The organism is Acidovorax sp. BLS4, from assembly GCF_032929295.1.
GTDB lineage: Bacteria > Pseudomonadota > Gammaproteobacteria > Burkholderiales > Burkholderiaceae_C > Paracidovorax.
Map to the genome: position 1 here is coordinate 596,576 of NZ_CP136797.1, position 23,256 is coordinate 619,831.

At 67.0% G+C, this 23,256-nt stretch carries 21 protein-coding genes, 1 pseudogene and 1 CRISPR repeat array (1 of these 23 running past the window's edge); of the genes and pseudogenes, 9 read left to right on the forward strand and 13 right to left on the reverse strand.

Annotated elements, in window-relative coordinates; genetic code table 11:
* Positions 1-9 precede the first annotated feature (9 nt).
* From R1Z03_RS02845 to R1Z03_RS02855, 3 genes are read right to left on the reverse strand one after another with little or no spacing between them, the layout of a single operon-like run.
* Complete coding sequence (locus R1Z03_RS02845; RefSeq protein WP_317356699.1) at positions 10-1,311, reverse strand: cyclopropane-fatty-acyl-phospholipid synthase family protein; 1,302 nt, start codon at positions 1,309-1,311, stop codon at positions 10-12.
* A complete protein-coding gene (locus tag R1Z03_RS02850) occupies positions 1,308-2,102 on the reverse strand; it encodes a DUF1365 domain-containing protein (protein WP_317356702.1) in 795 nt (264 codons plus the stop codon). Before R1Z03_RS02850 ends, R1Z03_RS02845 begins: the two co-directional genes overlap by 4 nt.
* Positions 2,099-3,493, reverse strand: a complete 1,395-nt coding sequence (locus tag R1Z03_RS02855) for an FAD-dependent oxidoreductase (protein WP_317356704.1) — start codon at positions 3,491-3,493, stop codon at positions 2,099-2,101. Before R1Z03_RS02855 ends, R1Z03_RS02850 begins: the two co-directional genes overlap by 4 nt.
* A gap of 233 nt (positions 3,494-3,726) precedes the next feature.
* Between R1Z03_RS02855 and R1Z03_RS02860 the strand changes: the two genes are divergently transcribed.
* Complete coding sequence (locus tag R1Z03_RS02860) at positions 3,727-4,269, forward strand: sigma-70 family RNA polymerase sigma factor (RefSeq protein ID WP_284429199.1); 543 nt, start codon at positions 3,727-3,729, stop codon at positions 4,267-4,269.
* Entirely contained in the window at positions 4,266-4,931 is a 666-nt protein-coding gene (locus R1Z03_RS02865) for a ChrR family anti-sigma-E factor (protein WP_317356707.1), read from the forward strand. Before R1Z03_RS02860 ends, R1Z03_RS02865 begins: the two co-directional genes overlap by 4 nt.
* Positions 4,932-4,971: 40 nt before the next feature.
* Here the strand turns inward: R1Z03_RS02865 and R1Z03_RS02870 are convergent, their stop codons facing one another.
* From R1Z03_RS02870 to R1Z03_RS02915, 10 genes are all read right to left on the reverse strand, one after another.
* Positions 4,972-5,391, reverse strand: a complete 420-nt coding sequence (locus tag R1Z03_RS02870) for a DUF2177 family protein (protein ID WP_317356709.1) — start codon at positions 5,389-5,391, stop codon at positions 4,972-4,974.
* Positions 5,392-5,412: 21 nt separating this feature from the next.
* Positions 5,413-6,078, reverse strand: a complete 666-nt coding sequence (locus R1Z03_RS02875) for a DUF6134 family protein (protein WP_317356711.1) — start codon at positions 6,076-6,078, stop codon at positions 5,413-5,415.
* Positions 6,075-6,881, reverse strand: a complete 807-nt coding sequence (locus R1Z03_RS02880; RefSeq protein WP_284429195.1) for a DUF1295 domain-containing protein — start codon at positions 6,879-6,881, stop codon at positions 6,075-6,077. Before R1Z03_RS02880 ends, R1Z03_RS02875 begins: the two co-directional genes overlap by 4 nt.
* Positions 6,882-6,891: 10 nt before the next feature.
* Complete coding sequence (locus R1Z03_RS02885; protein WP_317356715.1) at positions 6,892-7,935, reverse strand: cyclopropane-fatty-acyl-phospholipid synthase family protein; 1,044 nt, start codon at positions 7,933-7,935, stop codon at positions 6,892-6,894.
* A gap of 118 nt (positions 7,936-8,053) precedes the next feature.
* Complete coding sequence (locus tag R1Z03_RS02890; RefSeq protein WP_284429193.1) at positions 8,054-9,691, reverse strand: histidine kinase famiy protein; 1,638 nt, start codon at positions 9,689-9,691, stop codon at positions 8,054-8,056.
* 119 nt (positions 9,692-9,810) lie between these two features.
* On the reverse strand, positions 9,811-10,812 hold the full coding sequence (locus tag R1Z03_RS02895; protein ID WP_372588264.1) for a cytochrome d ubiquinol oxidase subunit II: 1,002 nt from the start codon (positions 10,810-10,812) through the stop codon (positions 9,811-9,813).
* 16 nt (positions 10,813-10,828) lie between these two features.
* Positions 10,829-12,196 carry a cytochrome ubiquinol oxidase subunit I gene (locus tag R1Z03_RS02900; RefSeq protein WP_317356721.1) on the reverse strand — a complete coding sequence of 456 codons (1,368 nt, stop codon included), beginning with the start codon at positions 12,194-12,196 and terminating at the stop codon, positions 10,829-10,831.
* Between the two features lie 6 nt (positions 12,197-12,202).
* Positions 12,203-12,790 (reverse strand): GbsR/MarR family transcriptional regulator, encoded by a 588-nt coding sequence (locus R1Z03_RS02905; protein WP_317356723.1) that lies wholly within the window; start codon positions 12,788-12,790, stop codon positions 12,203-12,205.
* A 110-nt stretch (positions 12,791-12,900) separates the two neighbouring features.
* On the reverse strand, positions 12,901-13,821 hold the full coding sequence (locus R1Z03_RS02910; RefSeq protein WP_284429189.1) for a ZIP family metal transporter: 921 nt from the start codon (positions 13,819-13,821) through the stop codon (positions 12,901-12,903).
* A 77-nt stretch (positions 13,822-13,898) separates the two neighbouring features.
* Positions 13,899-14,864, reverse strand: a complete 966-nt coding sequence (locus R1Z03_RS02915) for a ferritin-like domain-containing protein (RefSeq protein ID WP_284429188.1) — start codon at positions 14,862-14,864, stop codon at positions 13,899-13,901.
* A gap of 241 nt (positions 14,865-15,105) precedes the next feature.
* Between R1Z03_RS02915 and R1Z03_RS02920 the strand changes: the two genes are divergently transcribed.
* The 7 genes and pseudogenes from R1Z03_RS02920 to R1Z03_RS02950 form a co-directional block, all read left to right on the forward strand.
* Complete coding sequence (locus R1Z03_RS02920) at positions 15,106-15,447, forward strand: DUF6172 family protein (protein WP_317356727.1); 342 nt, start codon at positions 15,106-15,108, stop codon at positions 15,445-15,447.
* Positions 15,448-15,966: 519 nt separating this feature from the next.
* Complete coding sequence (locus R1Z03_RS02925; protein WP_272548815.1) at positions 15,967-16,491, forward strand: sigma-70 family RNA polymerase sigma factor; 525 nt, start codon at positions 15,967-15,969, stop codon at positions 16,489-16,491.
* Between the two features lie 155 nt (positions 16,492-16,646).
* Positions 16,647-16,886: a DUF4880 domain-containing protein gene (locus tag R1Z03_RS02930; protein WP_317356730.1), complete on the forward strand. Its 240-nt coding sequence runs from the start codon at positions 16,647-16,649 to the stop codon at positions 16,884-16,886.
* A gap of 224 nt (positions 16,887-17,110) precedes the next feature.
* The gene (locus R1Z03_RS02935; protein ID WP_317356733.1) at positions 17,111-17,359 is read left to right on the forward strand and encodes an MbtH family NRPS accessory protein; all 249 of its coding nucleotides are present in this window, start codon (positions 17,111-17,113) and stop codon (positions 17,357-17,359) included.
* Positions 17,359-18,102, forward strand: a complete 744-nt coding sequence (locus tag R1Z03_RS02940; RefSeq protein ID WP_284429184.1) for a thioesterase II family protein — start codon at positions 17,359-17,361, stop codon at positions 18,100-18,102. Before R1Z03_RS02935 ends, R1Z03_RS02940 begins: the two co-directional genes overlap by 1 nt.
* Positions 18,080-18,772, forward strand: coding sequence for a 4'-phosphopantetheinyl transferase superfamily protein (locus R1Z03_RS02945; RefSeq protein ID WP_284429183.1), 693 nt, complete (start codon positions 18,080-18,082; stop codon positions 18,770-18,772). Before R1Z03_RS02940 ends, R1Z03_RS02945 begins: the two co-directional genes overlap by 23 nt.
* Positions 18,773-18,877: 105 nt before the next feature.
* Positions 18,878-22,165 (forward strand): annotated as a pseudogene (locus tag R1Z03_RS02950) (condensation domain-containing protein); the annotation flags it as partial.
* Between the two features lie 161 nt (positions 22,166-22,326).
* Positions 22,327-23,256: a CRISPR direct-repeat array (repeat unit 28 nt; unit sequence TTTCTGAGCTGCCTATACGGCAGTGAAG); it runs 1,080 nt beyond the window's last position.

The following is a 23,256-nucleotide window of genomic DNA, read 5'->3' on the forward strand; positions in this document are numbered from 1 at the left end:
GCATGCGGTTTACCCGGGGCGGTGCGATGCGCCAGGCGTGTCCGGGGCGCCCGGCGGCGCATGGACGATGGTGTACAGGCCCACGTCCACCCGGCCGGTGCTGAAGCCGGCTTCGCAATAGCACAGGTAGTACTCCCACAGCCGCCGGAACGGCGCATCGAAGCCCAGCGGCTCGATCGTGGGCCAGGCGCTCAGGAAGCGGTGGCGCCATTCGGCCAGGGTGGTCGCATAGCTGGGGCCGAAGGTTTCCGCGGCCTGCAGTGCCAGGCCCGCGTTCGCCAGCGCTTGCCGCAGCCGGGAGGGCGAGGGCAGCATGCCGCCCGGAAAGATGTAGCGCTGGATGAAGTCGGTGGTGCTGCGGTACTGTTCGAACTGCGCGTCCGCGATGGTGATGACCTGCACCACGGCCCGGCCGCCGGGGCGCAGCCGCTCTTTGAGCGTTTCGAAATAGGCAGGCCAGTAGCGCTCGCCCACGGCCTCCAGCATTTCGATGGAGACGATGTGGTCGAACTGGCCTTCGACGTCGCGGTAGTCCTGCAGCCGCAAATCGATGTGCTCGGTGAGCGCCTCGTCATGCACGCGCTGGCGGGCGTGGCGCAACTGCTCGGACGACAGGGTGAGGCCGGTCACCGATGCGCCGGTGTCGCGGGCCAGGGCAATGGCCAGGGCGCCCCAGCCGCAGCCGATCTCCAGCACGCGTTCGCCGGCCCGGGGCGCCAGCAGGGTGGCGATGCGGGCCAGCTTGGCCTGCTGCGCCTGCTCCAGCGATTCCTGGCCCGTGGCGTAGATGGCGCTGGAATAGAGCATGTCCGGGTCCAGCCACTGGGCATAGAAATCGTTGCCCATGTCGTAATGGAACGAGATGTTCTGGCGGCTGCCCCGGCGGGTGTTGGCGCGGCGCAGGTGGAACAGCCGCGCCAGCAGCCGCGCCGGCAGGCTGGCCTGCAGCGCGCGGCCCCAGCCGGCCTCGTTGCGCACGCCCAGCTCCAGCAGGGCGGCCAGGTCGGGGCTGGACCATTCACCCTGACGGTAGCTCTCCGCCAGGCCCAGGTCGCCGCCCACGGCCAGGCGCCACAGCGGGCGCCAGCGGTGCAGCACGAGGGTGCCGTGGGGCCCGGGCTCGGTGCCGCGGCCCTCGGCGCGTTCACCGCCGGGCAGCTCCACGGTCAGGGTGCCGCAGCGCACGTTGGTCAGCAGGCGGCGCAGCACGCGCTGCAGGGGCCGCGACCGCCAGGTGGCCCGGCGGGGCATCGACGCGACCGCATGCGTGCCGTCCGTCGGAAGTCCGGTGGAGGGGGTGGGGAGGGTCATAGGTCTGTGGTTTTGATGATGGTCACGGGCAGGGCCGGCGCGGGCGGCTTGGTGTGCAGCGGCACCCTTTTGATCCAGAGCTTCAATGCTTCCCAGTGGATGGCGCCCATCACTTTCAGCGTGAGCAGCGGGTGGGTGAGGAAGGTGCGGGCGAGGGCGCGGTCGTCGAGCGGCCGGCGGCGCGCATGGAAGCGCGCGACCAGCACGGGTCCGTTCGCATCGCTGGCCGTGATGCCCACGCCCAGGTGGTCGCGCTGCGCCGCGGGCAGGGAGATGTCGAAGGCATAGCGCATCGACAGCCCCAGAAAGGGCGACACATGGAATTCCTTGTCGCACGACTGCCGGATGCGGGTGGCGTGCTGCTCGGCTTCGGGGACGGCAATCAGGTAGCTGTGGCGCTCGCCGAAGGTGTTGTTCACCTCGTAGAGCAGGGCCTGGAGCGCGCCGTCGGGCCGGTGGCAGAAGTACACGGTCAGCGGGTTGAAGGCGTAGCCCAGGATGCGCGGCATGGTCAGCAGCTGGATGCGGCCGCCGGGCGCCAGCCCCGCCCGGGCCAGTTGCTGCTCCACATGCTGGCGCATCGGCAGGCCCTCGGTGCCGCCGTAGTCTTTCTCGTGCAGGCTGAACAGGTTGAAGCGGTTGACGGAGAACAACCGCAGGCGGCGGTCGAGCCCTGCCAGTTCGTCCAGATCGATCAGCAGCGAAAAGACGCGGTACTGCAGCCGGTGCCGCGCCGGGCTGAGCCGCTGGTGCATCACGCGGCCGGTATAGAGCGCGGACTGGCCGGTCACCGCTCGGCCCCTGGGTGGGCTGCAGTTCCTGCAGAGACTGCGGACAGGTGGATGCGGCCGGATTCGTTGTCAACGCTCCAGGGCCGGCGCACGCCGCCCAGGGCCTCCGCCACGGCGAGGCCGGCCTGCAGCCCGTCTTCGTGAAAGCCGGAGCCGAAGTAGGCGCCGCAGAACCAGGTGCGTCGCTGGCCCTGCAGCGACCAGAGCGATCGCTGGGCCTGCATGGCGGCGCCGTTGAAGATCGGGTGCTCGTAGGTCTGCGTGTGCAGCAGGTGGCGGGGGTGCGGCTCCTGCGTCGGGTTGAGGGTGAGGAACAGCGGGGTGGCGTCCGGAATGTGCTGCAGGCGGTTCATCCAGTAGGTCACGCTCAGGGCCTCGCTGCGTTCGCGCTCGGCAGCGTAGTTCCAGCTGGACCACACCGCGCGGCGCCGGGGCATCAGGGCCGGGTCGTTGTGCAGCACGGCCCGGTTGCGGCTGTAGCCGAAAGCACCGAGCAGGTCGGTCTCTGCCTGGCTCGCATCCGGCAGCAGGCGCAGGGCCTGGTCGGCATGGGTGGCGATGACCACCTGGTCGAAGCGCCGCGATTCCTGCGCATCGCCCGTGCGCACGTAGGCGCCCTCGGCGGTGCGTCGCACTTCGATGGCCGCGCTGTCCAGGCGCAGTCCCTGGCCGAGAACCTCCGTGATCTTCTGCACGTAGCGCTGGCTGCCGCCTTGCACGGTGCGCCAGGCCGGGCGGTGCCCGAGGTTCAGCAGGTGGTGGTTTTCGCAAAACCGCACGAACGCCTGGACGGGGTACTCGCCGATGCGCGCGGCGGGCGTGGACCAGATGGCGGCGGCCATGGGATAGAGGTGATCCTCGCGGAACGCCCGGCCATAGCCATGCTGGTCGAGGTAGGCATCGAGCGAGAGGTCGCCCAGTCGGCGGACATCGGCGGGCGCCCGGCGGTAAAAGCGCACCAGATCGCGCAGCATCGACCAGAAGCGCGGGCTCAGCAGATTGCTGCGCTGGGCGAACACGCCGCCAAAGCCCGTGCCGCTGTACTCGAGTGCGCCTCCATCCAGGCTCACGCCGAAGGACATGTCGGTGGCCAGCGTGGCCACCTGCAGGTGCGCGAACAGCGCCGTCAGGTTGGGATAGGCCGATTCGTTGTAGACGATGAACCCGGTGTCCACGGCGATCTCGCCCCCCGGCCCGGGCACGTGCACGGTGTGGCTGTGGCCGCCGGGCCGGCGGTCGGCCTCGAACAGCGTGACCTGGTGGCGTTGGGCGAGCAGCCACGCGGCCGACAGGCCGGAAATGCCGCTGCCGATCACGGCCACATCCAGCGGCCGTCCCGGCGGGGCGGCCTTGGCAGGCGATGCGGGCGCGTGCGCCGCATGGATTGTCATTGCGTCCATCCTCGAAGTCTCCTCGCGGAGTATTGTGTGGGTATACGCAGTGGCTGCGCGTTTGGATTCCACCAGATGGACGTGATCTAATCCGCCGGGTGTTGCGTATGAGCAGCATGACCACCGTCCGCCAGCCCGCAGAGCGGCCTTCCAGGCCTCGAAAATCCTGGCCTCCTTATTTGTCGATCGTGACCCAGCCACCCACCCATGGAGCCCATCCGACGGGAGACGCGTTGAGCGCCCTGGTCCAGGCGGTGGCGTCCCAGGGCGACCGGCAGGCGTTCGCGGCGCTGTTCAAGCACTTCGCCCCGCGCGTGAAGGCCTACCTCATGCGCCTCGGAACCCCGGAGAGCGTGGCGGAAGACCTCGCTCAGGAGGCGCTGGTCAGCGTCTGGCGCAAGGCGCACCTGTTCGACCCGGCCCACGCTGGTGTGTCCACCTGGGTTTTCACGATTGCGCGCAACCTGCGGGTGGATTATTTCCGGCGCCGCTCCAATCTGGCGCTAGAGCAGGACGAGGGCCAGGGCGAACAGATCCCCGACACGGCGCCTGCGCCCGACGAACATTGCTACGCCGCCCAACAAGAGAGCGAAGTAAGGCGTGCCCTGCAGCAGTTGTCGCCCGACCAGGCGCAGGTGCTGCAGCTGTCTTTCTTCGAAGAGCATCCCCACGCCCGGATCGCGCAGGATCTGGGCATTCCGCTGGGCACCGTGAAGTCGCGGGTCCGCCTGGCGATGAACCATTTGCGCCGCTTGCTCGGCCACCTTGAGCCATGACGATCCAACACCATCCCGCCGACGACGTGCTGCTGGCCCAGGCCGCCGGGCACCTGCCCGCGGCCGCCTCGCTGCTGATCCAGGCGCATGTGGCCATGTGCGCGCACTGCCGCGAGCGCTTGTGCACACTCGAAATGGTCGGCGGTGCCATGCTGGACGGCATCGCCCCGGCCACGTTGCAGCCCGATGCGTTGGCGCGCACCCTGGCGGTGATCGACGGCGTAGCGCATCGTCCTGGTCATGGCGCTGGCCGCCGGCCATCGACGCGCCCCGGATCCTGGCCGCAAGGGGCCTTCTGGCCCGATGCGCTTGATGCCTGCCAGGTTTCGCCCTGGCGCTGGCTCGGTCCCGGCGTGCGCTGGAGCCGCGTGATCCTGCCGGACGATGCCCGGGCCAACGTGCTGCTCCTGCGGATCGGTGCGGGCAAGCGTTTGCCGCAGCACACGCACAGCGAGGTGGAATGGACCCAGGTGTTGCATGGCGCCTTCCACGATGGGCGCGCGCGGTTCGGCCCGGGAGATTTCGACGGCGCCGATGGGCAGGTGCACCATCAGCCGGTGGTGGAGCCGGGCGGCGAATGCATCTGCCTGGCGGGCATCGAAGGTCGGGTGGTTTTCGATGGCGCCATCGCGCGCTGGGCCGGCGCGCTCGTCGGCATGTGAGCGGGATCGCGCCCTGTCCAGGGCGCGTGGCTGCCATCAATCAGCGCAGCGGGCCGCCCCAGCGCAGGGTCGCCATGCAGGCTGCCGTGGCGGCTGCGCCCGTGACGAAAGCGCCCCAGCACATGTCGGCGATCGTCACGCTCCACGGCCAGTCTTTCAAGGTGGCCTGGTTGGTCAGGTCGTAGGTGGCATAGGCGATCAACCCCAGCAGGGCGCCCATGCCCAGGGCCGATGTCCAGCTGCGCTGCTCCACCGCAGGCAACACCGCCATCACGACCACGCCGGCGACGTAGATCAGGTAGAACAACGCCGCGGGCGCCACCGAAAACTTGTCCTGCATGAGGTGCCCGATGGCGGGGCGGTAAAGGCGGTCGGCCATGGTGGAGAGCCACACGGCGTCGAGCGCCAGGAAGACCAGGGCCGTGGAGGCATAGGCGACGGCAAAGGGGCGGATCATCATGGGTTTTCTCCTGAGAGTCGGTTATTTCAATCGGTAGCTGAGCCGGCGGCCGCTGCCCACGGTGGAGTCGAGGCCGATCCACGCGCCGTCGGCGGCATACCAGAGGTCGATGGGCTGCGGCAATCCGGTGATTCGCCAGCGCACTGCCGCCACGGTTTCGCCCCGCACATCGAGGGTGCCTTCGCCCTGCCGCACCACCTGCACGGCATCGATCTTGCCCGTCTGGGCATTGAGCAACTGCGTCTGGCTCAGGATGGCCGGGTTCCAGTACGCAAAACTCAAGGTGCACGCGGGCATGCCTTCGGCGGGCGGAGTGGCGCTGCCCGGCGCGGGAAAGCGCAGGTCCACTTTGTTGACCTTGCCATCGTCCTGCGTCTCCGCGGTGATGGCTTCAAGGCATCCATCGCGCCAGAGTTCACGGGCATCGTGCCGGTAGCGATAGACGACCAAGCCAAGCAGCTTGACGGCAAAGCGTGCTTCGCTGGTCAGCACGCGCTCCTGGGCCGCAGGCGCCGACAGTCGAAAGCGGTGTTCGCCGATCGGCGTGCCATCCAGGGCCACCTGGAAATTCCACTCGTTTGCCGCCGGCATCGCTGCGGCCGCAGGCATGGCCGTAGCAGTCCACAGCAAGGCGGCGGCAACGCACCAGGCGGTTTGCCGGCCGGGGGATGCCAGGCGGCCGGTCATCGGGAGCCTCCGGTGCGCGGTGGTCCCGGAATGAAGGCATTGGTGCGCAGCATGTACTCGCGGTAGGCCGGGCGACGCTCGGCGATGTCTTTTTCCAGCAGTGCCACGCCCGACACGCGCAGCAGCAGGACCGTCATGAGCGCGGGCGACACGATGGTCCATACGCCCGCCCAGCCCGTACCTGCGAGCGCCACGAGCCAGAGGCCCCACCAGACGCAGGCCTCACCGAAATAGTTGGGGTGGCGCGTGAACCGCCACAGTCCCCGGTCCATGACCTGCCCCGCATGGGCGGGATCGGATTTGAAGCGCGCCATCTGCGCATCGCCCACCGCTTCGAACACGATGCCGAATCCGGCCAGGGCAATGCCGATCGCATCGATCGCGCCCAGTGGGCGGGGCGATGCCGCCAGGCCTGCCAGCAACGGCGCCGAGACGATCCAGGCCAGCATGGCTTGCAGGCCGAACACGAGGTAGAGGCTTTTGAAGGCGAAGTTCGGGCGGTTGCGTTCGCGCATCGCGCGGTAGCGGTGGTCTTCGCCGTGCCCCCAATTGCGTGCGGTGATATAGACGCACAGCCGCAGTCCCCAGATCCCCGACAACAGCAGCAACGCGGTGCCCCGGGCCCCAAGGCTCGGGGCCAAGGCCCCATACACGGCGCCGCAGCCGGCGATGAGTATGGGCCAGGCCCGATCGGCCAGGCTGGCGTCCTTGCGGGCAAGGCTCACCACCCACGTGGCAACGGACGCGGACAGGGCCCAGGCGAGGCCGAACAAGGCCCAGGTGGTGGTGGCTGATGCGTTCATGCCCATCCGATCAGTTGCGACGGTCGAACAGGTAGTGGCTCACCCACCATTGCTGCCCACCGTGAAAGCCGAAGAGTTCTTCCACCGACAGGAAGAACAGGCGCCACCGGCTCCACCATGCCGGGGCGTCTTCTCCGTAGGTTCGGCGGAACAGTGGCATGAGCGCGTCGTGTTGCAGATCCATGTTGTCCAGCCAGGCGCGGGCCGTGCGTTCGTAGTGCGTGCCATCCCAACGCCAGCGCCGCCGCAACTGCAGATCGTCCTGGCAGTGCAGGGCCAGATCGTCGCTGGGCATCATGCCACCGGAGAAGAAATGCTTGCTCATCCAGTCGCTCGCGTCGCGTTCCTCAAACGGGTAGGGTGCCTCGCGGTGCGCGAACACATGCATGAAGAAACGGCCCCCGGGTGCGAGCCAGCGCGACACGTTGGCAAAGGCCTGCGGCCAGTTGCGCAGGTGCTCGAACATCTCCACCGAAACGATGCGGTCAAAGCGGTCCGCAATGTCGAAGCGGTTGAAATCGCAGGTGATCACCTGCACGTTGGACAGACAGCGCCTGGCCGCCTCGGCGTTGATGTAGGCGCGCTGCGAGTGCGAATTGGAGACCGCGGTGATGCGGCTGGCGGGATAGCGCTGAGCCATCCACAGCGTGAGGGACCCCCAGCCGCAGCCCAGCTCCAGAATGCGCTGCCCGTCGGCCATGCCGGCGTGCTCGCACGTCCGAAGGAGCGCGGCTTCTTCTGCCTGCGCCAGGGTGGCAGCTCCGTCGCCCCAGTAGCCGCTGCTGTACTTGCGATGCGGGCCGAGCACCGCGCCGAAGAATTCGGCCGGCACCTCGTAATGCTGCTCGTTGGCCTTGTCGGGCAGTGGTGCCAGTTCGGCCGTGCGCATGGCGTCCACGAACGCCTGCGTCTGCTCTGCCGCGGCTGCGGCGTCGCCGCTGCGCATTTCCTGCAGGCGTTCTTTCAAAAGACGGCGGATGCCGTAGCGCACCATCTGGTCGGGCACGATGCCCTGCTCGGCCCATCGAATGGCATTGGCGGTGCTTTTCGGCATGTGCGGCTCCTGGAGTGCCGCATCGGAATGTGCGGCCTGCTTCCTGTACGCAGGCCTGTCGCCGTTGGATTGCTGGCGTCGCGAAATTTCAGTGCATCGCGCGCCCGGGTGCATGCGGTCAGGTCCGGGTGCCGGTGGCGCCGTCCAGCACCATGCGCACGCTGCGTGCCAGGTCTGCCAGCCGGTAGGGCTTTTTCAGGATCTCGAACTCCGTCGGCGCGACATTGGCCAGGCTGCCCATGTCGCGGTCGAACCCCGTGGTGAGCAGAATGTGGATGCCCGCCACGGTCTTGCGCATCTCGCGCGCGAGTTCGTAGCCGTTCAATCCCCCGGGCATGACCACGTCGGTGAAGAGCAGATCCGGCAGTGCGTCCTGTGGCATCGCCCGCACCAGTTTCAGCGCGGCATGTGCGCTGTGCGCCGTGTGCACCGTGTAGCCCAGGCCTTCCAGCATGGCCTGGGCCAGTTCGGCCACCTCGACCCGATCGTCCACCACGAGGATGGTTTCATTGCCTCCGCGATTCTTCGGGACCAGCGATTCGGCCAGGTCGGGGTGGGGACGGCCGTGCACTGCAGGGAAATACATGCGCACCGTGGTGCCCAGGCCCACTTCCGAGTAGATGGTGACGGCACCGCCCGACTGCTTGGCGAAGCCGTACACCATCGACAGGCCCAGGCCCGTGCCCTTGCCTTCTTCCTTGGTGGTGAAGAAGGGGTCCATCACGCGCGACACCACTTCGGGCGGGATGCCGGCGCCGGTGTCCGTCACGGAGATGGTGGCGTAGCGGCCGGACTGCAGTCCGGAGAAGTTGTTGCCATCCTGCGCATCCAGGTGGATGGCCTGCGTTTCCACGCGGATGCGGCCCCCGTTGGGCATGGCGTCGCGGGAGTTCAGCAACAGATTGAGCACGGCCACTTCGAGCTGCGTCGTGTCCAGCTCGCAGTTCGGCAGGTCTTCGCCGAGCACGTATTCCATCTCGATCGCATCGCCCAGCGTGCGCTCGGCCAGGGTGGCCATTCCCCGGGCGAGGCTGTTGAGATTGACCACCCGCCCTTTGAGCTTTTGCTTGCGCGAGAAGGCCAGCAACTGCTGGGTCAGCGTGGATGCCTTGGACACCGCACTGCGGATGCTGTCGATGGAGCGGTCGATGTCCTGCGGCCCCAGGCGGTTGTTGCGGTTCTTGACGCGCATGACGTCCAGGTGCCCGGACATCACCTGGAGCAGGTTGTTGAAGTCGTGGGAGATGCCGCCGGTGAGTTGGCCCAGGGCCTCCATCTTCTGCGCCTGCGAGAGGGCTTCCTCCGCATCGCGGCGTCGGCTCACGTCCAGCTGCGAGGCGAAGAAATAAACCAGTTCGCGCCGGCTGTTGTAGACCGGGGAGATGAAGAGGGCGTTCCAGAACGAGGAGCCGTCCTTGCGGTAGTTCAGCAGTTCCAGCGAAATCTCGCGCCGTTGCTCGATGGCTTCGCGGATGGCGGCGACGGTGTTGCGGTCGGTGGCCGGGCCCTGCAGAAATCGGCAGTTGTGCCCCATGATTTCCTGAACGGAGTAGCCCGTCATCGCCACGAAAGCCCGGTTGCAGAACACGATGGGGTTGTCGGGCTGGCGGGGGTCGGTCACCAGCATGGGCATGCGGGTGGTTTCGATGGCCGCAAAGAAGATGTCGTCCTTGTGGTCGGACACTTCGCTGGGGGCGCCTTCGGCCACGTAGGCTTGCCACGGGCCGGGTACGGGGGGCTTTTCGCTGCTGCTCATGTTGCAGGAATCGTAATGCAATCGTCCTTGCCACTGCCTGCCAGATCGGCCTGCCCGATGTAGGCGCACACGCCGCCGCTGCCTTTTCGAATGAAAGCCGGGGCCGCAGGCGAGCGCGCTCAAAGCCCGTACGTCAGCGCTTTCGCCTTGCCCCAGAACACCCGGTACATGAAAATGGTGTAGGCGACGATGGCTGGCAGGGTGATGCCCACGCCCACCGCCACGACCACAAGCGACTCGGGTGCGCTCGCCGCCTGCCACACCGTGATGCGGTCGATGACGATGTAGGGATAAAGGCTGTATGCCAGGCCGAAGAACGCGAGAAGAAACACCGCGACGGTGGCGACGAACACGATCCAGCCGTAGCCCGCGTTCACGATGCGCGGGGTATGCAGCACGTGGTGGATGGCGAACAGCGCCGCGGCGCAGGCCAGGGGAATCGGCAGCAACACGAAGAGCTGGGGCAGCGCGAACCACTTCTCGAACACCGTGTGGCTGACCAGGGGCGTCGCCAGCGAAATGGCGGCGAGGGCCAGGGCCATGGGCCACAGCACGGCACGGCCCCACGCCAGCGCCTTGCGCTGCAGGTCGCCTTCGGTCTTCATGAGCAGCCAGCCGGCACCCAGCATGCAGTAAGCCGCGGGCAGCGTGGCGGCAATGCCGGCGGCGAACAGCGTGGGCCACAGGCCACCTGCGAAGCCGGTCACATAGGCGCCCAGCATCCAGCCCTGCGCGAGCGTGGTCACCAGCGAGCCGGCGGCGAAGGTGCGGTTCCAGGCGGTCTTGTGGGCATCGCGCGCCTTCACCCGGAAGTCGAACGCCACACCGCGCAGGATGAGCCCCAGCAGCATCACCGTGGCCGGCGCATAGAGCGCTGAAAGCACCACGCCGTGGGCCATCGGAAAGCACACCAGCAGCACGCCAACGCCCAGCACCAGCCAGGTTTCGTTGGCATCCCAGAACGGTCCGATGCTGGAGACCATGGTGTCTTTTTCGGCATCGGTGGCGAAGGGCAGCAGCATGCCCACCCCCAGGTCGTAGCCGTCCAGCACCACGTACGCCAGCAGGGCCAGGCCCATGACCGCCATGAAGGCGAGGGGCAGAACATTGGCAAGGGTCATTTCCATGGCGGGCACCTCAAACGGCTTGCGGCGCCGGCGGGCGGACCGCCGGCGTGGGCATGGCGGCGTGTTCGGCCATGTACTTGATGACGGCGACATAGCTCACCAGCAGCGTGGCATACACCGCCAGATAGGCGGCGAGCGACATCGCCACGGTGGAGGGTGGGTGCTGCGCCACCGTGTCGGCGGCGCGCAGCAGGCCGTACACCAGGTAGGGCTGGCGTCCGATCTCGGTCACATACCAGCCGGCCAGCGTGGCCACCCAGCCCGAGAAGGTCATGGCCACCAGGGTGAACAGCAGGGCGCGCGGGAGCGAAGCCACGGCAGAGGCCTCCTTGCGGCGGCGCCACAGCGCGAAAGCGCCCCACCATGCCACCGCCAGCATGAGCATGCCCATGCCCACCATCACCCGAAAGCTCCAGAACACGGGCGCGACGGGCGGATGCGCGCCTTGGAATGCGTCGAGGCCCTTGAGCTCGGCCTCGCTGTCGTGCGCCAGGATCAGGCTGGCGGCCTTGGGGATCTGCACGGCGTAATCGGTGCGGCCCTCCTTCTCGTTGGGCCAGCCGAACAGCGTGAGCGGCGCGCCCTTTTCGGTGTGCCAGATGCCTTCGATCGCGGCGATCTTGGCGGGCTGGTGCTGCAAGGTGTTGAGGCCATGCATGTCGCCCATCAGGATCTGTGCGGGGATGGCCACGGCCACCGCGACGAGGGCGGCGCGCAGCGCCAGGGGCGTGCCGAGCGTGGCCGTGCCGCGGATCAGCTGCCAGGCGCTCACGCCGGCCAGCAGGAAACCGGCGGTCAGCGTGGACGCCAGCAGCTTGTGGCCCAGGCGATAGGGGAAGGAGGGGTTGAAGACGATGGCCAGCCAGTCCACCGCGTGAAACTTGCCGTCGATGATCTCGAAGCCCGCAGGCGTCTGCATCCAGGAGTTGAGGCTCAGGATCCAGAAGGCCGACAGGGTGGTGCCCCCGGCCACGAGCAGGGTGGCGATCAGGTGCACGCGGTCGCTCACGTGCTGGCGGCCGAACAGCATGATGCCCAGGAAAGTCGCTTCCAGGAAGAACGCGGTGAACACCTCGTAGCCCAGCAGCGGGCCCGCGATGTTGCCGGCGCGCTCCATGAAGCCGGGCCAGTTGGTGCCGAACTGAAAGCTCATGGTCACCCCCGACACCACGCCGAGGGCGAAGGTCAGCGCGAAGACCTTGGTCCAGAAGTAGTAAGCCTGCTCCCAGCCCTGCGCGGCCGGGGTGCCGGCGGCGGCCCGGTGGCGCAGCCGGAAGTACACCAGGAACCAGCACAGCGCGATGTTGATGGTGGGAAACAGGATGTGAAAGCTGATGTTGGCCGCGAACTGGATCCGCGAGAGCATGAAGGTGTCCATGGCGATCTACCGGTCCTTTCCGCCCTGCTTGACGGTGCCGCCCTTGCCGGTGAGCCGGTCCTTGAACTCCAGCGCCCGCGTGACGGCAGTGCCCATGCCCATGAGCTGCATCGCGGTCTCGGGTGCGAGGCGCTGCACGTCATCGAACCAGGTCATCAGGCGGTCGATGAGGTCGTGCATTTCCTGCATGCGCTGCTGCGCGTGGCGTTCGTCCTCGGACGCGGGCTCTTCCAGCAGGGCCATGCGCAGCATGGACAGCGTGGGCTCGATCTCGCGGCGCCGGCGCTCTTCGGCCAGGGTGCGGAAGATCTGCCAGACGTCCTGCGGCGCTTCGAAGTACTCGCGCCGGTCACCCGGCTGGTGGCGCAACTGGACGAGCCGCCAGGCCTGCAGTTCCTTCAGGCCCATGCTCACGTTCGAGCGCGAGAACTCCAGCGTCTCGGCGATTTCATCCGCATTGACGGGGCGGGGCGACAGGTAGAGCAGGGCGTAGATCTGCCCGACGGTGCGGTTGATGCCCCAGCGGCTGCCCATTTCGCCGAAATGGGCCACGAATTGTCGATTCAGGGAGGGGAGCGGCTTGATCTGTGTCATGCCGCGATTGTGCTTCAGGTTTACTGAATTTTCAGGATTTACTGAAAATTCAATAAGTACATCAGGGTCGATTCATCGATGGAAAACGCTGCAAGGCCGGGATGGGCCGTTCATCCCAGGGCGGTGTCGAGCAGCATCATCACCACGAATCCCAGCATCAGCCCTCCCGTGGCGAAAGCCTCATGCCCCTTGCGGTGGGATTCCGGAATGATCTCGTGGCTGATGACGTACAGCATGGCGCCCGCGGCCGCGGCGAGCCCCCAGGGCAGCAGGCTGGCCGACAGGCCGATCAGTGCCACACCCATGACGGCCGCCACCGGCTCGATCAGGCCGGACACCACGCCCAGGCCCGCGGACATCCAGCGGCCGTAGCCCACGCCGCGCAGGGCCAGCGCCACCACCATGCCCTCGGGAACGTCCTGGATGGAGATGCCCGCGGCCAGCGCCTTGGCCCCCACGCCGTCCGGGCCGGCGAAAGCGACCCCGATGGCCAGGCCCTCGGGCAGGTTGTGAAGGGTGATGGCGAGCACGAAGAGCCAGGCGCGCTTGATGGCGCGGGCCTGCGGGCCTTCCAGCCCTTTCACGAAATGCTCGTGCGGCACGGCGCGATCGATCAGCAGCAACAACAGGGCCCCGCCCAGGATGCCCGCGCCCACGATGCCGCCCGCCCCCCACGGCCCGGCGCCCTGGGACTTCGCCGCGGCCAGGGCGGGAATGACGAGGGAGAACGCACTGGCCGCGAGCATGACCCCGGCGCCGAAGCCGAGCATGGTGTCGTGCGTGCGTTGCGAGAACTTCTGCGACAGCAGCACGGGCAGCGTGCCCAGCGCCGTTGCTGCAGCCGCCATCAGCCCGCCCAGCAGGGCGCCGCGCAGCCGGTCGTCTCCGCTGACCAGGCCACCCATGGCCTGTGCCGAGAGGATGGCCAGGCCCGCGGCCACGATGCCCAGCCCCAGCCATTGGCGCCAGGACAGGGCGTGATGCGCGGGCACTTCGGCATGGCTTGCCGGATCATGGGAATGCAATGGCATGGCAAGGACTCCTGCAAGGATGAGCGGTGTGGGCGGAGACCACGGCGGCACGACGCCGCGGCGGTGCCTTCGGGCGGCTACATGTACACGCTGCTCAGACGCAGGCTGCCATTCACGCCGGCCGGGAAGAACCCGCCCTGGCTGGCTGCGTTGGGCGTGAGATAGACGATGTTGAGCACGTCGTCCGGAGAGCGGCTGTAGGCGATGCCGTTGGCGTCCAGCGGAACGATGTTCGATGCCCCGCTGGCGTCGGGTGCGATGCCCTGGTCCAGGTCCTTGGAGTTGTCCAGGGTGTCGCGCGCGTCGGAAATCTTGCCCGCCGCCGCCTGGGCATCGATGCCCTTCGAATACAGCACCGTGCGCACCAGGCCCGCGTGGTAGGCCTCGGCGGCCAGGATGCCGGCAGCGGCCTCCAGGTAGGTCTTGTTCTGGATCAGCGGCGCGGCACCCTTGTAGGCCGTGACGCCCACGTCCTCGAAGATGAAGGCGCCCAGCAGAAAGCTCAGATCGTCCTTGTAGGGATTGAAGGCCGTCCCGGCCGGGATCAGCCCCGAGGCCTGCGCCGCCTTGGAGAATGCACCGTTCGGGTCGGTGCCGCCCACGTCGATCGACGGCATGGCGACGGCGGACGATCCCAGGGCGGCCCGCAGGAAGTTCACATGGGCCAGTTCGTCGGCGGCAATCTCCTTGGCGTAGGCCGCCACCACCGGGTCGGAGAAGGGCACCTTGGTGCCGCCGATCACGGTGCCGCGCGTGCCTGTGCCAGTGGTCTGCGCATCGGGCAAACCGGCGCCGGTCGTGGCGTAGAGGTAGAACTGCGCCTCCAGGTATTCCAGGTTCAGCGCGAAGTTGAGAATCTCCGGGTCGGTGGGGGCGTCGGCGCCGATGGCCGGGCCCGACCCGCCGCCGCACGCGGTCAGGATGGCGCCTCCCGCCATGCCGGCGGCAAAGCCCCCGGTCTTGCGAAAGAACATGCGACGCTCTTTGAGCTTGTCGGAGCGGCGTTGCAGGATTTCAAGGGGCGATGCAGGGATGTCGATCATGGTGGTTCCTGGTGGTGTGCGAAGCACGAAGGTCACATGTCGGTCCAGCGGCAGGGAGCCGTTGCCGGAGAGGCAGGAAAGCGGGGCCGGCCGATGCGCGGCACTGCATGCCATGGATCGCCTCCGCCGTCTTCCTGTGGTGGGGGTACGGGGCCGGGGCTGCAACGGATTCAAGTTTTTTTGCACGTCATCCATGCAATGGCGCGGCATGGCGGATGGCCCGCTGGGGCTACCATCGCCCATGCGAAAAAACTTCACCCTCATTTCCCCCAACAAGCAGCGCGAGCGTGTTCTGGATGCCGTCAAGCATGAAATCCGCCAGTACCTGCGCCGCGAACGCAAGCGCGAACTGCCCGCCGGATCGAACTACTGGGACTTCGACTGCCGCTTCGGCCTGACGAAGGATTCCGCGGAAACCGTGCCGCTGGCCGACCTGATCGATCGCGTGGGCGCGGCGGCGGCGGACGGGGCGGATGCCTTCTATGTGGAGGTGCTGGCGCGCCCGGCCGTGAAGGCCGTGCACGAGCGGCGTGCCGCTCCGGACGACGAAGGAGACGGCGAGGGCGCGCAGGGGGAGGCCTGAGCGGCGGAGAAGGGCCGCTGGCTGCCATTGGCAGTCATGGCAGTCAAAAGCCGCTCATGCCGGCGGATTGTTTGCCTTTGATGCTATATTTTTAATAGCAACCAGTCTGACTGGGCATTCCTGTCCCGACTTTGCGGGAGGCGTCGCCCGCTTTCGGCGCGCCGGTAGCGGAGGCGATCCCTGCGCCGCTGCATTGGTTCGCTGCGTTTCCTGACCGGGCCGTGCGGCAGGACGCGTGCGTGGCGCCTCGTCCCTGTCTTCATCTTTCGCGCTCGCACGTCTTCATGGGTAAGGTCATTCACCGCGGATTCGCGGTTTCTTTCTGTCACCAATTAATAATAATTCTCATTAACATTTCATGGATGATCGATGAAATAGTCCATGAAATAACCGCTTGCTCTTTTGGCGCTGGATGGCAGCGGGGAGCGCTGTAGGCGGGCGACCTGCCGGGCCAGGGGCGAAGGCAGCCGGCCGCTCCGGACCATGGCGATTTATTCAGTTCACTGGGAGGTGCTGTACATGTCTTTGCATTCGTCCGGGCCATCGCTCGGAGAGGTGTTCGTGGCCAACCGGGCGCAGCTTTTGCGCGTGGCGCACAAGATCGTTCGCACGATGGATCTGGCGGATGACATCGTGCAGGACGCCTATCTGCGCATCGTCGGCGGTGCGAGCGAACGCAAGATCGACCAGCCCATCGGCTACTGCTGCCAGGTGGTGCGCAATCTGGCGCTCGACCATTGCCGGCGGCAGGCCGTGGAGCGCAACTGCGTTGCCTCCGGCATGGATGTCGAAGCCCTGGAGGTGGCCGGGCCCGGGTCGCCCGACCGCCTGATGCGCGACCGGCAGCTGGTGGGCCTGATCGAAAAGGCGCTGGCGGACCTGCCCACGAGAACCCGCGTGGCATTCCAGCTGTACCGGCTCGATGGCATGACGCAGCGCGACATCGCCATTTCGTTGGGCTGCGCTCTGGGGCTGGTCAACCGGCTGATCGCCGAGGCCACCCAGGCCATTGCCGCCCTGCACCACCTGCTCACGGACGATTGAAACGCTCGCCACGGCGCCATCGAACTCCGTACTTTCCGAAAAAGCGCTTTGCCCGGCGAGGCCCACTTGCGGTAAGGTGGCCGTCAGCCAGGGCCGGTGCATCCGCATCCGGTCGGTTGGCCACCGATGCGCCGCGGCGCGAGCGAGTTTGAGGCATGACACAAGCCGACCCCCATTGGGCCGTGGCGTGGGACTGGGTGCAGCGCGAGTACGACCGAGAGAATTTCGACCCGGCTGCCCGCGAGGCGATGATGCACTGGCTGGCGACCGACGAGGCGCACCGCAAGGCCTACGACAAGGCGGCGCGGCTCTGGCTGCTGGCCGGCCTGACGGCACCCATGGGCGATCTGGAGGAGCACGCTTTGGCGCAAGTCCAGCCCAGGATGCAGGACTGACCTGCCTGTCTGGCTGCCAGCGTCGTGCAGCCACCCTTGCCCTGCCAGAATTCCTTTCGTCGCGCGCATTCTTGCGGGTCGGATGGTGCGCCGCATGCGCTGCGTCGCGCACCATCCCGTGAACAGATTCGTCCCTGCCACGTCTAGTTGAGCAGAAGCGCATGGCGCGTCCTTGTCGGACTGCGCTGTGCAGCCATCCCTCTCAACTGCCCAAGGACGTATCCATGTCAACCAGCTGCCTCGACCGCGACGACGAGACTTTCATTGTTCTGGTCAACGACGAAGACCAGTATTCGATCTGGCCGCACTGGAAGGCCATTCCGAGCGGTTGGTCGGCCGTGCCGGGCGTGCAGGGCGACAAGAAAGCCGTGCTGGCCCATGTCGAGCAGGTCTGGACGGACATGCGCCCCCGCTCGCTGCGCGAGTGGATGGAGGGGCAGGCGGCTTCGGTGTCTTCTTCCGTGGGCGGCTGATGCCCGTCGAATCCCGCATCGATCTGCTCTGCCTGCCCTGTGCGGGCGCCAGCGCCGCGATGTATCTGCGGTGGAGGCGACTGCTGCCGCAGTGGCTGCGGGTCGTTCCCGTGGAGCTGCCGGGCCGCGGTGCGCGCCTGGCCGAGGGCTTCGTCCCAGACTTCGATACGCTGGTGTCGCAGTTGTGCTCCGAGCAGTCACAGGCGATGCAGGGTCGCTATGTGGTGTTCGGCCACAGCATGGGCGCCCTGCTGGCCTATGGCATGGCGCGCCGCCAGAAGCAGCGGGGTGGGCCGATGCCGCAGGCACTGCTGCTGTCGGGGAGTTCGGCTCCCTCGATGCGTGACCCGAATCGGTTCGCGGGCAAGGACAACGATGCCGCCCTGATCGCCGATTTGCGGGAGCAGGGCGGCACACCGGAGGAGGTCTTCGAAAGTGCCGAACTGATGCGCCTCACGCTCGATGCGCTTGCGGCGGACTACCAGGTGTGCCAGAGCTTTCGCCACACCGAGCCAGGTGTCTTGTCCGTGCCATTGCATGTGTTTGCGGGCCGGCAGGACCGCATCGATCCAGCGAGCATGCAGGCATGGTCGGCGGAGTCGAGCGCGGCGTGCACGCTCGACTGGTTCGAAGGCGGGCACTTCTTCCTGCGGCAACAGGAAGGCCCCTTCCTGGAGTCACTCGTGCGCCGCCTGGCGCAGACCACAGCGGGAGGTGCGCATGCCGCTGCAGCGCTTGCCTGAGCCGATGCCGATGGGCATCGAGGGCTACCGCCTCGACTTCGATCTGGAAAGCGATGAAGCACTGCATCTGGACGTCCTGAGTCCGGCGGAGCGCGCACGCGCCGGCCGGTTCCTGCGGGCGGCGGATCGCCTGCGCTTTGCGGAGACCCGCGCGGCCACCCGGCGCTTGCTGGCCGGCCGCCTGGGCTGCGGACCCGCCGAGGTGCCGCTGGCGCAGGATGCCCATGGCAAGCCGTTCATTGAAAAAGGTGGCGAAGTACCGCTGTTCAACGTGTCGCACTCCGGAGGCCATGCGCTGATCGCCGTGGCAGACCCGGGCGCCGTCAGTGCCGTGGGCATCGACATCGAGCAATGCCGCGAAGGGCTGGATATCGACTCCCTGGCGCAGACCGTTCTGACCGATCGGGAGCGTGTCGCGGTGACCTGGGCGACCGATCCGCAGCACGCCCTCTACCAGTGCTGGGTGGGCAAGGAAGCGGTGCTCAAGGCCATCGGCGTGGGCATTGCCGAGCACTTGCGCTGCGTAGGCATTCATCCCGACCGGGAAGGCCGGTGGTCAGTGGAAAGCACCGTGCCGCAATGGTCTGGGCTGGAGGCCATGGCGCTTTCAGCGCCGCCGGGCTACATGGCGGCGCTGGCATGGCGCAGCAAGGTGCCGGCTCCCGGTTAGTGGGCCGAGGTCTACCGCATCCGCCCGCCGCCCTTCAGGGTGCGAAACGGGCCAATCAACCATGGGAATGGACACATGACAGGCTTGACAGCATCGGTTGGCCGGATGGACCCGGCACCGAAGAATTTCGTGGAGCACCTGCAATCGCTGGCCCTGACGCGGCCGGATGAGGTGTGGCTCACCGTCGCGGGCGAGTCCGACGGTCAGCCGGTGGAAAGGGCCTTCACTTACGGCGCCTTCGAGCGGCGCACGCGGTCCCTGGCGGCGCGGCTGCAGCAGCAATGCGCGCCGGGTGATCGGGCCCTGGTGATGCTCGACAACGACGAACACTACGCCGCGAGCATGCTGGCCTGCTTTTACGCCGGTGTGATCGCCGTGCCCGTGTTTCCGCCGGAATCCCTGCGTCCCCAGCACCTGGCCCGGCTCACGGGCATTGCCACCGATTCCCAGGCCGCCTGTGTGCTCACCTCTTCGGCGCTTTTGGCGCTGATGGCTTCGGCCAAGGAGGGTTTCGATCAGGTCCGGACGATCGCCGTGGACTCGGTGGCTCTGGAATTGGCGGAGGACTGGCGCCCGTTTTCCCCGTCCGATGACGACGTGGCCTTCCTGCAATACACCTCGGGATCGACTGCTGCGCCCAAGGGGGTGATGGTCACGCACGGCAATCTCATGGCCAACGAGTGCGCCATTCGTGAGCGCATGGAAATCGGTCCGCAGGACAAGTTCGTGTCGTGGGCGCCGCTCTATCACGACATGGGCCTGATCGGCGGGCTGCTGCAGCCGCTCTACAGCGGCGCGCCTTTGGTGCTGACTTCGCCTCGGTACTTCCTGGAGCGTCCGGTGCGCTGGCTGGAGCTGATTTCGCGCCACCGCGCCACGCTGAGCGGCGGCCCCGACTTTTCTTACCGGCTGTGCACGGAGCGTGTGTCCGCGTCCCAGATGGATGGGCTGGACCTGTCGTGCTGGCGGGTGGCCTACACCGGTGCCGAGCCGGTGCGTGCGGACACGGAACTCGGGTTCTGCGAGCGCTTTGCCTCCGCGGGCTTTTCCGCTCAGGCCGTGTACGCCTGCTATGGCCTGGCCGAAGGAACGCTCTTTGTCACGGGCAGCCAGCGCGATGCCGGCATGGTGGCCCACCATTTCGACAGCGAGCAGCTCGCGCAGGGCGTGGGGGCGCGCCTGGAAGGCGAGGGCCATGCAGGCTCGCCGCTGGTGGCCTGCGGCACGGCGGTGCCGGGGCACACCGTCATGCTCGTCGATCCGTCGACGCTCGCCGAGAAAGCGCCGGGCCGGGTCGGCGAGATCTGGGCCGAAGGGCCGAGCATCTGTGCGGGCTACTGGGGCAAGCCGCAAGAAACGGCAGCCACGTTCGTCGAACGCGAGGGCCGCCGCTGGCTGCGCACGGGCGATCTCGGCTTCTTGCATGGGCAGCAGCTGTATGTGACCGGCCGCATCAAGGACCTGATCATCCTGCGTGGGCACAACCTGTATCCGCAGGACATTGAGCGCACCATCGAGGGCAGTGTGGATGCGGTGCGCAAAGGCCGGGTCGCCGCCTTCGCGGTATCGGGGCCGGACGGAGAGGGCATCGGCGTGGCTGCGGAGGTTTCGCGCAGCCTGCAAAAGCTCGTACCTGCGGCGGCACTGGCCGAGGCGCTTTCGGCTGCCGTCAGCGAAGTGTTCGGGCAGGGCCTGTCGGTGGTCGTGCTGCTCAACCCTGGGACACTGCCCAAGACCTCCAGCGGAAAGCTGCAGCGGCAGGCCTGCCGAAAGGGCTGGGAGGGCAAGACGCTGGATGCCTATGCCGTCTGGGAACATGGTGCCCTGGTAGAGGGGAAGGCCCCGGTTCAAGCAGTCAGCGGCCCGCTCTCCGACCACGAGCAGGCCCTGGCGGAGATATGGCGCGAACTGCTGCAATGGCCGCAGGACCGACCCATCGAGCGGGGCACGCACTTTTTTGCCGCCGGTGGCAACTCCCTGCTGGCGGTGCAGGCCGCGGTGCGCGTGGCCACGCGCTGGGACATCGAGTTCACGCTGCGCGATTTTTTCGAGCAACCGCGATTGGCCGATTGCGCTGCCATGGTTCAGGCGCGGCAGCGCAGTGCGACGGGAACGGTGCCGCCGTTGCGCATCACGCCTTTGCCTGCCGAGCAGCGCTTTCAGGGGCTGCCGTTATCCGCCGCGCAGGCGCGCCAGTGGTTCCTGTGGCAGCTGGCGCCGAGCAGCGCGGCCTACCACGTCGCAGCGGCGGTGCGTCTGGAGGGCGCACACCTTCCGACCGCGGTGCTGCAAGCCGCCGCCGAGGCGCTGGCCACACGGCACGAATCGTTGCGCACCGTGTTTCGCGCAGGTGCCGATGGCACGCCCCGGCAATGGATACAGCCTGCCTTGCAACCCGTGGTTTCCGTGGCGGACCTGAGTGGGCTGCCCGGCGGCGAACAACGGTTGCGCATCGACGAACTGGCATTGCAGTGGAGGACCGAGCCCTTCGATCTCGGGCGCGGCCCTCTGTGGCGCCTGGCGCTGATTCGCCTGGCCGACACGTCGCAGATCGTCGTGCTCGTCATGCACCACATCGTGTCCGATGCGGCGTCCATGCAATTGCTGCTGGACGCCTTGGCGGCGCACTGTGCCGCCGCGTTCTCAGGCAGCGGCTTGCCCCTTCTTGCGAGCGATGGCCTCCAATATGCGGACTATGCCGTTTCGCATGGCGCCTGGCTGCAGGAAGGGGAGGGCGCGCGCCAGCTGGATTGGTGGCGCAGTCAGCTGGGCGAGGTGCACCCGGTGCTGGCCCTGCAGACCGACCACCCGCGCCATGCCCAAGGCCGCTATCGCGCGGCGCGCCACGGGATGGCACTGCCGGCGGATTTGCTGGCAACCCTGCGCCAGCGGGCGCAGGCGCACGGCACCAGCCTGTTCACGGTGCTGCTGGCAGCGCTGCAGGCGCTGGCGTATCGCTACACGGGCATGGAGGACATCCGCATCGGCATTCCCGTGGCCGGCCGGCACCGTCCAGGAACGCAAGGACTGGTCGGCCTATTGGTCAACACCGTTGTGCTGCGCAATGGTGTGCAGGCTGGCATGGCGCTGGAGGAAATTCTGGCGGGCGCCCGCGCATCCATGCTGGGGGCGCATGACCACCAGGACCTGCCCTTCGACCAACTCGTCGAGGCATTGAAGCCGCAACGCAACGCGGGGCAGAACCCGCTGTTCCAGCTGCTTTTCAACCATGTTTTTGAAGACTACCGCGCGCTCGAACGGATTCCGGGTGTCACGGCGCACGCACACGCCCTGCCGGAAGGCGAGGCCCAATTCGAATGGGTACTGGAGTCGAGGGAGCGGGCCGATGGACACCTGTCGCTGGCCATCCTCTATGCGGCGGAGCTGTTCGATTCTGGGACGATGGAGCGGATGGGGGAGCACTACATGGCGCTCTTGCAGGCGCTGGCGGAGCGCGCGTGCGACTGGAGCCATCGGTGGATCAGGCGCTTTATTGCGAATAGGACGGGGCCGGGAATACGGGGGCAACATCAGACCAACGTCTGCGAGACGATTTTCCGAGCTGCCTATACGGCAGTGAAGGTCGTGCTTGAGCGGACCGTGCGGGAGCTGCATTTCTGAGCTGCCTATACGGCAGTTAAGGAAATGCTCTCCATCCTGTCCGGCTTCTTTTTTTTCTGAGCTGCCTATACGGCAGTGAAGAGCGCGCACTGAAGCATGCGCAAGCGGCAGCATTTCTGAGCTGCCTATACGGCAGTGAAGGCCGGGGGGCGGCAGATCGCGCCGACGACGCCTTTCTGAGCTGCCTATACGGCAGTGAAGTGCGGAAGACCCGCTCCTGCCTGAAGCTGGACTTTCTGAGCTGCCTATACCGCAGTGAAGGCGTGCTGGCCACCGCAGCCGCGGCCATTGGTTTTCTGAGCTGCCTATACGGCAGTGAAGGCACCGCATCCTGCTCCATCGGTGCTGCCGGTTTTCTGAGTTGCCTATACGGCAGTGAAGGTACCCCGCACCCGTGGCGGCTCCTGGGCAAGTTTCTGAGCTGCCTATACGGCAGTGAAGATCGAGCTGGAGCGACAGCGTCTGGCCGGAGCTTTTCTGAGCTGCCTATACGGCAGTGAAGCCACCAGCCAGCCATGCGATGGCTTTTTCTTTTTTCTGAGCTGCCTATACGGCAGTGAAGAGAATTGCGGTACGTGTCGATGGCGCCCCGAATTTCTGAGCTGCCTATACGGCAGTGAAGCGCAGCGCCTCCGGCAGGTCTGCCGCTGCTGCTTTCTGAGCTGCCTATACGGCAGTGAAGAAATGGACGGACGTTAGAGCCGACAGCTTTCTTTTCTGAGCTGCCTATACGGCAGTGAAGAAAATGGCTACGGGATCATTCAGGCGCACCGTTTTCTGAGCTGCCTATACGGCAGTGAAGCCCAGCCCGGCCGCTTGTCCAGCTTGCCGCTATTTCTGAGCTGCCTATACGGCAGTGAAGA